The sequence below is a fragment of the Streptomyces lacaronensis genome (genome assembly GCF_047337785.1).
GTDB lineage: Bacteria > Actinomycetota > Actinomycetes > Streptomycetales > Streptomycetaceae > Streptomyces > Streptomyces lycopersici.
Window position 1 is genome coordinate 11,675,243 of sequence record NZ_JBLHDK010000003.1, and the last position, 13,845, is coordinate 11,689,087.

The 13,845-nt window shown below is 71.9% G+C and carries 3 protein-coding genes; all 3 read left to right on the top strand.

Going from position 1 to position 13,845, the window contains the following annotated elements; genetic code table 11:
* The first annotated feature begins 13 nt into the window (after positions 1–13).
* The 3 genes from ACMTAK_RS50110 to ACMTAK_RS50120 all read left to right on the top strand — a co-directional run bounded on the left by ACMTAK_RS50110 (position 14) and on the right by ACMTAK_RS50120 (position 13,835).
* A complete protein-coding gene (locus ACMTAK_RS50110; RefSeq protein ID WP_461773852.1) occupies positions 14–7,354 on the top strand; it encodes a type I polyketide synthase in 7,341 nt (2,446 codons plus the stop codon).
* A 45-nt stretch (positions 7,355–7,399) separates the two neighbouring features.
* A complete protein-coding gene (locus tag ACMTAK_RS50115; protein ID WP_413812376.1) occupies positions 7,400–8,602 on the top strand; it encodes a cytochrome P450 in 1,203 nt (400 codons plus the stop codon).
* An 88-nt stretch (positions 8,603–8,690) separates the two neighbouring features.
* Entirely contained in the window at positions 8,691–13,835 is a 5,145-nt protein-coding gene (locus tag ACMTAK_RS50120; protein ID WP_461773853.1) for a type I polyketide synthase, read from the top strand.
* Positions 13,836–13,845 lie beyond the last annotated feature (10 nt).

The window sequence follows — 13,845 nt, forward strand, 5'->3', positions numbered from 1 at the left end:
CACAGAGGCCAAGCTGCGGCACTTCCTCAAGGAGACCACCGAGGACCTCCGGCGCACCCGGCGCCAGCGGGACAAACTCCTGGCCGCGCGCAGCGAACCCATCGCGATCGTCGGCATGGCCTGCCGGTACCCCGGCGGTGTGCGCAGCCCCGAGCAGCTGTGGGAACTCGTCGAGTCCGGCGGTGACGCGATCACCGGCTTCCCCACCGACCGGGACTGGGGCGAGGTGCCGTCGAGCACCCGCTCCGGCGGATTCCTGCCCGACGCGGCCGAGTTCGACCCGGCGTTCTTCGGGATGTCCCCGAGGGAGGCGCTGGCCACCGATCCGCAACAGAGGGTGCTGCTGGAGCTGGCCTGGGAGGCGCTGGAGCGCGCCGGGATCGTGCCCGGCACCCTGCGCCAGAGCCGGACCGGTGTGTTCGTCGGCGCGCTGCACCAGGACTACCAGTCGGTACTCGACCAGGTGCCCGATCTGCCTCCCGGGTTCTCCGCGACGGGCAACGCGTGCAGCGTGATGTCCGGACGCATCGCCTACACCCTGGGCCTGGAAGGCCCGGCGGTCACCATCGACACGGCGTGCTCCTCGTCGCTGGTCGCCCTGCACCAGGCCACGCTGGCGCTGCGGTCGGGGGACTGCTCCCTGGCCCTGGCGGGCGGGGTGACCGTGATGTCCACACCGTCGGCCTTCATCGACTTCACCCAGCAGGAAGGCCTGGCCCCCGACGGCCGCTGCAAGTCGTTCTCCGACGACGCCGACGGCACCAGCTTCTCCGAGGGCGCGGGCCTGCTCGTCCTGGAGCGGCTGTCGGACGCCGAACGCAACGGACACCAGGTGCTGGCGCTGCTGCGGGGCTCCGCGGTCAACTCCGACGGGGCCTCCAACGGCCTCACCGCGCCCAATGGCTCCGCTCAGCGCCGAGTGCTCAGCGGCGCACTGGACAACGCCGGTCTGCGCCCGTCCGACGTGGATGTGGTCGAGGCGCACGGCACCGGGACCAGGCTGGGCGATCCGATCGAGGCCGGGGCGCTGCTGGCCACCTACGGTCAGGACCGGGAACGCCCCCTGCTGCTGGGCTCGTTGAAGTCGAACATCGGCCACACCCAGGCGGCGGCCGGGGTCGGCGGCGTGATCAAGATGGTGGGTGCGCTGCGGCACGGGATCGTCCCGGCGACGCTGCACGTGAGCCGGGCGAGCTCCCGCGTGGACTGGGCGGACGGCGCCATCGAACTGGCCACGGCCGCACGGCCCTGGCCGGAGACGGATCGGCCACGTCGCGCCGGAGTGTCGTCGTTCGGCATCTCGGGCACCAACGCGCACGTGATCGTCGAGCAGGCCGCGCCACAGCCGCAGGTCTCGTCGAAGTCCCGGGCGGAGCCCCCGGGGGAGGGGCCGAGCCCGTGGGTGCTGTCCGGCCAGGACGCGTCCGCGCTGCGCGAGCAGGCGAGGTTGCTCGACGCGCATCTGAAGGGCCGCACCCTGTCCGCCCGGGACATCGGCGGTGCACTGGCCCTCTCGCGCACGCACTTCGCACGGCGGGCCCTGGTCACCAGCCCTGAGGGCCTGCGCGCCCTGGCCGAGGGCGAACCGTCCGCGGACCTGGTGCGGGGAACGGCACTGTCGGCGGCTGGTCCGGTGTTGGTGTTTCCGGGGCAGGGGTCGCAGTGGGTGGGGATGGCGGTGGAGTTGTTGGGGTCGTCGCCGGTGTTTGCCGAGGCGATGGGTGAGTGTGCGGTGGCGTTGGGGCCGTTTGTGGAGTGGTCGTTGGTGGATGTGTTGGGTGATGAGGTGGCGTTGGGGCGGGTGGATGTGGTGCAGCCGGTGTTGTGGGCGGTGATGGTGTCGTTGGCTGAGGTGTGGCGGTCGTTTGGTGTGGTGCCGGCTGCGGTGGTGGGTCATTCGCAGGGGGAGATCGCGGCGGCGTGTGTGGCGGGGGTGTTGTCGTTGGAGGATGCGGCGCGGGTGGTGTGTGTGCGGTCGAGGCTGATCGCGGAGAGGCTTGCGGGGCACGGTGGGATGGTGTCGCTGCCGCTGTCTCTGGCCGAGGTGGAGGGTCTGATCGCGCCGTTTGGTGGTGGGCTTGTGGTGGCGGCGGTGAATGGTCCTGAGTCGGTGGTGGTCTCGGGTGCGTCCGAGGCGGTGGCGGTTTTGGTGGAGCGGGAGCCGCGGGCGCGGCGGATCGCGGTGGACTACGCCTCGCATTCGCCCGCGGTCCAGGACCTTCGTGAGGAGTTGCTGGCGGCCCTGGGGCCGATCGCTCCGGCGGTGGGTACGGTCCCGGTCCACAGCTCGGTGACGGGTGGTCCGATCGACGGGTCGGTCATGGACGCGGAGTACTGGTACACCAACCTGCGCCAGCCGGTCGACTTCACCGGGGCCGTGTCGGCCCTGCTCGGGGCGGGCCGCCAGGTGTTCCTGGAGATGAGCCCGCACCCCGTACTCACCATGAGCGTCGAGCGAACCGCGGAAGCCGCCGGAGCGACGGCCGCCGCCCTGGGCACACTGCGGCGCGGCGAAGGTGGTCTCGGCCAGTTCGTCCGTGCGCTGGGCACCGCCCATGTGCACGGAGTGCCGGTCGACTGGAGTGCCGTCTTCCCCGACACCACTCATGTGGACCTGCCCACGTACGCCTTCCAGCGCGGTCGCTTCTGGCCCACGGATCCTGTCGGCACCGTCGATGACACCCCGGTGGCCGAAGGCCCCCAGGACATGCTGGACCTGGTCCGCGGGCATGTCGCCGCCGTGCTCGGCCATCGACGGGCCGCCGATGTCCCGGCCGACCGCGCCTTCTCCGACCTCGGACTCGACTCGCTGACCGCGACCCAGCTGCGCACGGCCCTCAGCGACGCGACCGGGCTCGACCTGCCGATCAGCCTCGCCTTCGACCACCCCACACCGGCCGCGGTCGCCGCGTTCCTGACCGGGGCCACCGACACCCCGGTCCGGCGTACGGTCGCCGCGGACGACGGCGATCCGGTGGTCATCGTCGGCATGGCGTGCCGGTACCCCGGTGGCGTCGCGGACCCCGAAGGGCTGTGGCGTCTCGTCGTGGACGAGCGGGACGTCGTGTCAGGGTTCCCGACCGACCGGGGCTGGGATCTCGACCAGCTGATGCTGGCCAGTACGACCACGCAGGGCGGATTCCTGCACGACGCGGCCGGGTTCGACGCCGAGTTCTTCGGCATCAGCCCGCGTGAGGCGCTTGCCATGGACCCCCAGCAGCGCGTGCTGCTGGAGACGGCGTGGGAGGCGGTGGAGCGGACCGGGATCGACCCGAGCACCTTGCGCGGCAGCGCGACGGGCGTGTTCGTGGGCGCGTCCCAGCAGGACTACCTGGGCGCGGCCGACGGGGAGCACGCGGGACTCGGCGGCCTGGTCCTCACCGGCAAGATGTCCGCCGTGCTGTCCGGCCGTATCGCGTACACGCTCGATCTGAAGGGACCCGCGGTCACGGTGGACACCGCGTGTTCCTCGTCGCTGGTGGCGCTGCACATGGCCGCCCAATCCGTGCGCAGCGGGGAGAGCGGCCTCGCCCTGGCGGGCGGTGTCGCCGTGATGGCGACGCCGTTCGCCTACCAGGAGTTCACCCATCAGGGCGGCCTGGCCGCGGACGGCCGGTGCAAGGCGTTCTCGGCGGAGGCGGACGGGACCGGCTGGGCCGAGGGCGCCGGGCTCGTGGTGCTGGAACGGCTGTCCGCGGCCACCCGCAATGGCCACCGGGTGCTCGCCGTGCTGCGTGGTTCGGCGGTCAACCAGGATGGCGCGTCCAACGGTCTGTCCGCTCCCAACGGGGTGGCGCAGCAACGGGTCATCCGGCAGGCGCTGGCGAACGCGCGCCTGCGCCCGCAGGACGTCGACATGGTCGAGGCGCACGGCACCGGCACGGTGCTCGGCGATCCCATCGAGGCCAACGCCCTGATCGCCGCGTACGGCCAGGACCGTGAACAGCCGCTGTGGCTGGGCTCGATGAAGTCGAACATCGGCCATGCCGCCGCGGCGGCGGGCATCGGCGGCGTGATCAAGACGGTGTCCGCCCTGGCGCAGCGGCTCATGCCACGCACCCTGCACGTGACCGAACCGGCACCCACCGTGGACTGGCCGGCCGGGGTCCGGGTGCTGACCGAAACGCTGGCGTGGCCGGAGACCGGCAGGCCACGACGTGCCGGAATCTCCTCGTTCGGCGTGTCCGGCACCAACGCGCACCTCATCCTCGAACAGGGGCCCGACCGCCCTGACGAGGCCTCTTCCGCTGACGCCGGGCCGACCGGGGTGCCCTGGCCGCTCTCCGCGCGCACCCCCGAGGCCCTGCGGGCGCAGGCGGCCCGACTGGCCGACCACCTCCGTGATCGTCCTGGTCTGCGTCCGGTCGACGTGGGCCTGTCGCTCACGACTTCGCGCACCGCTCTCGCCTGCCGCGCCGTGGCGTTCGGCCCGGACGACCTCGACCGGCTCGCCGCCCAGGACCAGGCCATGCGCACTCTCGACTCCCGGCCGGTGTTGGTGTTTCCGGGGCAGGGGTCGCAGTGGGTGGGGATGGCGGTGGAGTTGTTGGGGTCGTCGCCGGTGTTCGCGGAGCGGATGGGTGAGTGTGCGGTGGCGTTGGGGCCGTTTGTGGAGTGGTCGTTGGTGGATGTGTTGGGTGATGAGGTGGCGTTGGGGCGGGTGGATGTGGTGCAGCCGGTGTTGTGGGCGGTGATGGTGTCGTTGGCGCAGGTGTGGCGGTCGTTTGGTGTGGTGCCGGCTGCGGTGGTGGGTCATTCGCAGGGGGAGATCGCGGCGGCGTGTGTGGCGGGGGTGTTGTCGTTGGAGGATGCGGCGCGGGTGGTGTGTGTGCGGTCGAGGCTGATCGCGGAGAGGCTTGCGGGGCACGGTGGGATGGTGTCGCTGCCGTTGCCTTTGGCCGAGGTGGAGGGTCTGATCGCGCCGTTTGGTGGTGGGCTTGTGGTGGCGGCGGTGAATGGTCCGGAGTCGGTGGTGGTGTCGGGGACCTCGGAGTCGGTGGCGGTTTTGGTGGAGCGGGAGCCGCGGGCGCGTCGGATCGCGGTGGACTACGCCTCGCATTCGCCCGCGGTCCAGGACCTTCGTGAGGAGTTGCTGGCGGCCCTGGGGCCGATCGCTCCGGCGGTGGGTACGGTTCCGGTCTACAGCTCGGTGACGGGTGGTCCGATCGACGGGTCGGTCATGGACGCGGAGTACTGGTACACCAACCTGCGCGAGCCGGTGAACTTCCATGGTGCGGTGTCGGGGCTGGTGGAGGGCGGGTTCCGGGTCTTCGTGGAGGTGAGTCCGCACCCGGTGCTGACCACGTCGATCGAGGAGACGGCCGAGATCGTCGCGCTGGGCACCCTGCGACGCGGCGAGGGAACACTCGACCGCGTGTACCGGGCGCTGGGGGAGGCGTTCGCGCACGGCGTTTCCGTGGACTGGCGGCCCGCCTACCCCGGCGCCCGCGTGGTCGACCTGCCCACGTACGCCTTCCAGCACCAGCACTTCTGGGTCACCTCACCCGGTGACCGCACGTCCGTCACGGACCGCTGGCGCCACCGGATCGACTGGTCCCCGCTGCCCGAGCCCCGGGCCGCAGCCGAACCGGGACGCTGGCTCGTGCTCGGCGCGACCGGCACCGCATGGACCGACTCGGTCGTACGGGCGCTCGGCGAACGGGCCGTCCAGGTGTCCGCGGAGGCACCGCGCGCGGAGCTCGCCGAGCGGCTGCGCGCTCAGCCGCCCGCCGACGGAGTCCTTCTCACGCCCGGGACTCCCGTGGAGGCCGCGGCCATGCTTCAGGCCCTCGACGACGCCGGACTGGCCACGCCGACCTGGATCGCCACCCGCGCCGCGGTGGCCGTCGGCTCCGCCGACCCCCAGTCACGGGTCGACCAGGCAGGGGTGTGGGGGCTGGGCCGCGTCGCCGCCTGGGAGTACCCCACGCACTGGGGCGGCCTGGTCGATCTCCCCGAGGAGCTGGACGAGGCGGCGGCCGCCAGGCTGCGGTCCCTGCTCGCCGAGGAGAAGGCCGAGAACCAGGTGGCGATCCGGTCCACCGGGCTGTACGGGCGCAGGCTCGTCCACGCGGCTCCCGAGGCGCCCGCCCGCGCCTGGACCCCTGAGGGAACGGTCCTGATCACCGGTGGCACCGGCGGGCTCGGAGCGGAACTCGCCCGCTGGGCGGCGGGCCGTGGCGCCGACCACCTCATCCTGCTCAGCCGTCGCGGGCCCGACGCGCCCGGTGCCGGGGAGCTGCGCGAGACGTGCGAACAGGCCGGTGCCCGCGTCACGTTCGTAGCGGCGGACGTCGCCGACCGGGAGCGGATGGCCGCCGTGTTCGACGAGCATCCGGTCACCAGCGTCTTCCACCTGGCCGCAAGCCTCGACGACGGTGTGCTGGACACGCTCACGCCCGACGGCTTCGCCACGGTCGCCAGGGCCAAGGTGCGCGGGGCCCAGGTGCTGGACGAGCTGACGCGCGGTCGCGGCCTGTCCGCCTTCGTGCTGTTCTCCTCGATATCCGGGGTGTTCGGGGTGCCCGGTCTCGGCGCGTACGCGGCGGCGAACGCCATGCTCGACGCCCTGGCCGCCTCCCGCCGGGCGGCCGGTGAACACGCCCTGGCCGTGGCGTGGGGCGCATGGGCGGGCGAGGGCCTGGCCACACATGTGGTCGGCGACGAACGGCTGCGGCGCATGGGCCTGACCGCCATGCCCGCCAAGGCCGCACTGGTCGCGCTGGAACACGCGCTCAACCGCGAGGACGCCACCGTCGCCGTGTTCGACGCCGACTGGGACCGCGTGCCCTCCCACACCCGCGACGGCCTCGGCACCTTGCTGCACGAGCTGCCCGAGGCCCGCCGCCCGGCGGCCGTGGCCAGGCCCGACGCGACCGACCTGCGCACCCTGATCGCCGGCCTCGACGCGGCGCAGCGCACCGCGAAGCTGCGTGACCTCGTCCATGCCGAGGTCGCGGACGCGCTCGGTCACGACGACGCGGTGGCAGTCGACCCGCGCCGTGCCTTCAGCGAACTCGGCTTCGACTCGCTCACTTCCGTACGGCTGCGCAACCGGCTCACCGAACTCACCGGCCTGAGCATGCCCGTGACCGTGGTGTTCGACTTCCCCACCGTGACCGAACTCGGCGAACACCTCGCCGGACGGCTCGGCGCCGACGGCCCCGACGCCGGGGAACTGCTGGCCCGCCTGGAATCCCTGCTCGACGAGGCGGAGCCCGACGAGCTGGGCACCCTGCTGGGCGGTATGGAGGCACTGCTCAGCAGCCGACGCCCGCGAGCACTCGCCACGGACCACTTCGCCTCGGCGAGCGACGAGGAGATGTTCGGCTTCATCGACCAGGACTTCGCCTAGGCCCGCCTCGCCTCGCTCATGCCCCATCCCAAGGAGACTCCCGCGATGACCGCTGTCGACAACCAGATCCACACCTACCCGTTCGGCCCGCAGCTCGGACTCGACGAGGACCCCGCCTACGAACAGGCCCGCCGCGCCGGGGCGCTGACCAGGGTGCAGATGCCCTACGGCAGCCCGGGCTGGCTGGTCACCCGCTACGACGACATCAAGGTCGTGCTCTCCGACCCCCGGTTCAGCCGCACGGCCACCCTGGGGAAGGACATCGCGCGCAGTACGCCCGCGATCGAGACCGACATGTCCATCCTCTCCATGGACCCTCCCGACCACACGAGACTGCGCAGGCTGGTGGCGCAGGCGTTCACCATGCGCCAGGTCGAGCAGCTGCGCCCGGCGATCGACGAGATCATCAATGACCTGCTCGACCGGATCGAGGCGGACGGCACCACGGCGGACCTCGCCCAGGCACTGACCTGGCCCCTGCCGGTGCGGGTGATCTGCCGACTGCTCGGTGTGCCGATCGGCGACCACGCGAGGTTCGCCCAGTGGACCGACGACATCATGTCGGTGGTCTCCACCGACCTCGAACTGATCGTCAAGGCCAGGGACGGCCTCATCGCCTACCTCGCCGAGCTCATCGCCGAGCGCCGCGCCGCCCCCGCCGACGACCTGCTGAGCAGGCTCATACAGGCCAGGGATCAGGACCAGCGGCTCAGCGAACAAGAACTCGTCGTCTTCGGCATGACCCTGCTGCTGGCCGGACACGAGACCACGGCCAACCAGATCGGCAACTTCCTCTTCCTGCTGCTGAGCCGGCCCGAGCTGTGGCAGCGGCTGGTCGACGACCCGGGGTTGGTGCCTCAGGCGGTCGAGGAGCTCCTGCGGTACACCCCGCTGGCCACGGCGGGCAACTTCCCCCGGATGGCCATCGAGGACGTCGAGCTGGGCGGCACCCTTGTCCGGGCGGGAGACGTGGTGATCGTGCACGTGGCCGCGGGCAACCGGGACGAGACGGTCTTCGAGCACGCCGACCGTATCGACTTCGACCGCGACGCACGGGCCCACATCGCCTTCGGCCACGGCGCCCACCACTGTCTGGGCCACCAACTGGCCAGGGCGGAACTCCAGATGGTGCTCACCACGCTGGTGCGCCGCTTCCCCCGGCTGCGCCTGGCCGTCCCCGCCGACGAGGTGCCGTGGCGGATCGAACGACTGGTGAACGGCGTCAGCGCGCTGCCGGTCACCTGGTGACCCCGCGACCACGGCAACCCAACACAGCACACGCGACCAAGGACTCGGGCGGATGGCTGACCACGACAAGCTTCGCGAATATCTGCGGCTGGCGACCTCGGAACTGCACACCCTGCGCACCCGGGTGCGCGAGCTGGAGTCCGCGGCACCCGAACCGCTCGCCATCGTGGGTATGGCCTGCCGGTATCCCGGCGGGGTCCGGACCCCCGAGGACCTGTGGGAGCTGGTGGCCGGCGAGGTGGACGCCACCTCGGACTTCCCCAGGGACCGCGGATGGCGGCTCGACCCGGGTGACAGCCTGACCGAGCGCGGGGCGTTCCTCGACGGGGCGGGCGATTTCGACCCGGCGTTCTTCGGCGTCTCACCGCGCGAGGCGCGGGGGATGGACCCGCAGCAGCGACTCGTGCTGGAGGCCGCCTGGGAGGCGCTCGAAGACGCCCGCATCGTCCCGGAAACGCTGCACGGCACGCGGACGGGGGTGTTCGTCGGCGCTTCCCACCAGGGCTACGACACGCTCGCCGACGATGCGTCGGAGGTCATGATCGGCAATGTGTCCAGCGTGATATCCGGGCGCGTCGCCTACACACTCGGCCTGAACGGTCCCGCGCTCACCGTCGACACGGCCTGCTCGTCCTCGCTGGTGGCGTTGCATCTGGCGGGCGAGTCGCTGCGCCGCGGGGAGTGCGATCTCGCACTGGCCGGTGGTGTCGCGGTCCAGGCGGTCCCCGCGCTGTTCGTGGAGTTTTCGCGGCAGCGGGGGTTGGCGGTGGATGGTCGGTGTAAGTCGTTCGGGGAGGGTGCGGATGGGACGGGGTTTTCTGAGGGTGCGGGGTTGGTGGTGTTGGAGCGGTTGTCGGATGCGGTGGCTTGTGGGCGTCGGGTGTTGGCGGTGGTGCGGGGTTCCGCGGTGAATCAGGATGGGGCGTCGAATGGGTTGACGGCGCCGTCGGGGGTGGCGCAGGAGCGGGTGATTCGGGCGGCGTTGGCTTCGGGTGGGTTGTCGGTGGGGGATGTGGATGTGGTGGAGGGGCATGGGACGGGGACGGTGTTGGGGGATCCGATTGAGGCGGGTGCGTTGGTGGGGACGTATGGGCGGCGGGTGGGTGGTGAGCCGTTGTGGTTGGGGTCGGTGAAGTCGAATATCGGTCATGCGCAGGCGGCTGCGGGTGTGGCTGGTGTGATCAAGATGGTGATGGCGTTGCGGTGTGGGGTGTTGCCGCGGTCGTTGCATGTGGATGTGCCGTCCTCGAAGGTGGAGTGGGGGGCGGTGCGGGTGCTGACGGAGGCGCGTGCGTGGCCGGTGCTGGACCGTCCCCGCCGCGCCGCCGTCTCCTCCTTCGGGGTGTCCGGCACGAACGCGCATCTGATCCTGGAACAGGCCGAACCGGAGCCCCTCCGGCAGGACCCGGTCGACGCCGGGGTGCTGCCGTTTCCGCTGTCGGCCCGCAACGAGGCCGGGGTCCGGGAGCAGGCACGGCGGTTGCGTGAGCACCTGAAGCGCCATCCCGAGGCCGTTCTCGGGGACGTGTCCCACTCGCTCGCCACGACGCGGACCATGTTTCCGCACCGCGCGGTACTGGTCGCGGCGGACCGTAGCGAACTGGACGAACTCCTGGGCGCCTGCGCGGCCGGTGAACCCCGTGGCGCGGTGGTCACCGGGAAGGCGATCTCCGCTAGCCGACCCGTGTTGGTGTTTCCGGGGCAGGGGTCGCAGTGGGTGGGGATGGCGGTGGAGTTGTTGGGGTCGTCGCCGGTGTTCGCGGAGCGGATGGGTGAGTGTGCGGCGGCGTTGGGGCCGTTTGTGGAGTGGTCGTTGGTGGATGTGTTGGGTGATGAGGTGGCGTTGGGGCGGGTGGATGTGGTGCAGCCGGTGCTGTGGGCGGTGATGGTGTCGTTGGCGCAGGTGTGGCGGTCGTTTGGTGTGGTGCCGGCTGCGGTGGTGGGTCATTCGCAGGGGGAGATCGCGGCGGCGTGTGTGGCGGGGGTGTTGTCGTTGGAGGATGCGGCGCGGGTGGTGTGTGTGCGGTCGAGGCTGATCGCGGAGAGGCTTGCGGGGCACGGTGGGATGGTGTCGGTGCCGTTGCCTTTGGCCGAGGTGGAGGGTCTGATCGCGCCGTTTGGTGATGGTCTGGTGGTGGCGGCGGTGAATGGTCCGGAGTCGGTGGTGGTCTCGGGGACGTCGGAGTCGGTGGCGGTTTTGGTGGAGCGGGAGCCGCGGGCGCGGCGGATCGCGGTGGACTACGCCTCGCATTCGCCCGCGGTCCACGGCCTTCGTGAGGAGTTGCTGGCGGCCCTGGGGCCGATCACCCCCGCCGTGGGTACGGTCCCGGTCCACAGCTCGGTGACGGGTGGTCCGATCGACGGGTCGGTCATGGACGCGGAGTACTGGTACACCAACCTGCGCGAGCCGGTGAACTTCCAGGGAGCGGTGTCGGCCCTGCTGGCCGATGGCTACGGCGCGTTCGTCGAGCCCAGTCCCCACCCGGTGCTGACCTCGGCCGTCGAACAGACCGCCGGGGACACCGAGATCGCTGTCGTGGGCACACTGCGCAGGCAGTCCGGTGGCATCGCGCAGATGCTGCGGGCCGCGGCGCAAGGCTGCGCCCTCGGAATCGACGTGGACTGGAGCGCGGCGTTTCCGACCGGTGTCCGGCAGGTGGATCTCCCCACCTACCCGTTCGCCGACGAACGGTTCTGGCTGGACGGCGGCTCCGCCCGTGGTGACGTGTCCGCGGTCGGCCTGGCACCGGTGGACCATGGCCTGCTCGGCGCGAAGACCGACATGGCGGCCTCCGGCGAGCTCGTACTGTCCGGGTCGCTGTCGCTCGCCTCGCACCCATGGCTGGCCGACCACACCGTGCGCGGCTCGGTGATCCTGCCCGGTGCCGCCTTCGTCGAGCTGGTCGTCCGAGCGGGCGACGAGGTGGGCCGTCCGGCCGTCGAGGAACTCACCCTTCACGCGCCGCTGGTCATCCCGGTGGACGGGCGGGTGGACGTGCAGGTGGCGGTCTCCGCCGACGGCCATGTCCAGGTCCACTCCCGGACAGCCGGATCGGACTGGACCCACCACGCGAGCGCGGTCACCACCGACCGGCCGGGCGAGGTGCCGGTCTGGCGGAGCTGGCCGCCGGAACCGGCGGAAGCGGTGGACATCGAACGGTTCTACGAAACCCTGGAGGACAACGGCCTGGACTACGGGCCGGCCTTCCGCGGTGTGCGGGCCATGTGGCGGTCGGCGGACGCGTACTACGCCGAGGTGGCGCTGCCGGACGAGGTGCCGGAGGCCACGTTCGTACTGCACCCCGCGCTGCTCGACTCAGCACTGCAGGTGATGGCCTTCGCGGCGGCGGAGCCCGGCCGTACATCCCTTCCCTTCGCCTGGTCGGGGATCTCCGTGCACGCCTCGGGAGCCCGGTCGTTGCGCGTGCGCGTCGCCGCGACGCGGGCCGGGGACATCTCGGTGCTGGCCACCGATCCGGCGAACGCGCCGGTGGTCACCGTGGACCGCGTACGCTCCCGGACGCTCAGCGCCGACCAGCTGGATCCCCCGCTGGCCGGACTGCTCTCCCGCCTGGAGTGGACACCCGTGGAAGCCGGCCTGCCGGCCGTCGATCACGGCCCCACCGTGAGGTACGAGTGCGAGGTCGCGGACTCGCCGATCGAGGTGGCGAACCAGGTGCTGGAGGCCGTCCAGGAGTGGCTGCGGCACGAGGGCCGGCCGGACTCGCGTCTGGTCGTGCTGACGCGTGGCGCGGTCTCGACCGGCCCCGACGATCCCGTCTCCGCCATCTGCCAGGCACCGGTGTGGGGGCTGGTGCGCTCGGCGCAGGCCGAGCACCCTGGGCGGCTGGTCATCGTCGACATCGGCGACGGGTCCGAGGATGCCCTCCGCGCCGCTCTCGCGACCGGTGAGCCACAGCTCGCCCTGCGCGGCGGCGCGATCCTGGCCCCCCGGCTGGTGAGTGCCCGGGGCGAAGGTGACCTCCCGCGCATTCCGTCCGACGCGACGGTCCTGGTGACCGGTGGAACCAGCGGCATCGGCGCCCTGGTGGCCCGCCATCTGGCCGTGCGGCACGGGGTCCGGCACCTCGTACTCGTCAGCCGGTCCGGACCGCGGGCCGATGGCGTGGCCGAGCTGATCGCCGAGCTGGGGGAACTGGGCGCGCGGGCCGAGGCGGTTGCCTGCGACGTCGCCGACCGGGACCAGGTCCGCGCGGTGCTCGAGGGCATCGACGACTTCCCGCTCGCCGGTGTTGTGCACGCCGCGGCCGTACTCGACGACGGTGCCGTCACCTCGCTGACCCCGGACCGGCTGCGCACCGTCGCCGCACCGAAGGTCCACGGAGCGCTGCATCTGCACGAGCTCACCGAGGGCATGGACCTGCGGCTGTTCGCCTTGTTCTCCTCGGCGGCCGGAATCCTGGGCTCCCCGGGGCAGGCGAACTACGCGGCGGCCAACGCCTTCCTCGACGCACTGGCCACCCAGCGGCGTGCGGCCGGTCTCGCCGGGCACTCCCTCGCCTGGGGCCTGTGGGAGCAGGAGACATCGCTGACCGCCCCGGTCAAGGCCACCCGCCCCGGGGCCGCGGTCGGCGCCCTGTCCACGGCCGAGGGCCTCGCGCTGTTCGACCGTGCGCTGGCCGGTACCGACCCGGTGGCCGTGCCGGTCAGGATGGCGCCGGTCGCCCGTGGCCCGGTGCGACCGGCGGCCGCCGCGGTGGTCGCCGAGCCGGACTTCGCCGTGCGTGTGGCCGCGCTGGGTCCCGCCGAGCGCGGACGCGAACTGCTGAAGCTGGTGCGCGAGCAGGCCGCGGCGATCCTCGGGTTCGCCGGGCGTGCGGAGATCGACCCGCGGCAACCGTTCCTGAAGGCCGGGTTCGACTCCCTCACCGCCGTCGAACTGCGCAACCGGCTCAACACCATCACCGGTCTGCGGCTGCCCGCCACCACGACCTTCGACTTCCCGACCCCCGAGGCACTCGCCGGGAAGCTGGCCGCGGAACTGGCCTCGGCCACCAGCCCCGAAGAGGCGCTGCTGGCCGCCCTGGACCATCTCGAGTCGGTACTCGCCGCGGCGTCGACCGACGAGGCGCTGCGCACCGTCCTGGCCGACCGCGTGGCGAAGCTGCACACGCGCGGCAACGCCGAGGACCGGCATTCCGCCGCGCGGCTGCGGGATGCCGGCGCCGACGAACTCTTCGACTTCATCCACAACGAGCTCGGCATGAAGTAGAGCCGTTCCC

What these genes read in the sequence shown, in the direction of transcription:
- ACMTAK_RS50115 (WP_413812376.1), top strand. Translation starts at nt 7,400, where the DNA reads ATGACCGCTGTCGACAACCAGATCCACACCTACCCGTTCGGCCCGCAG.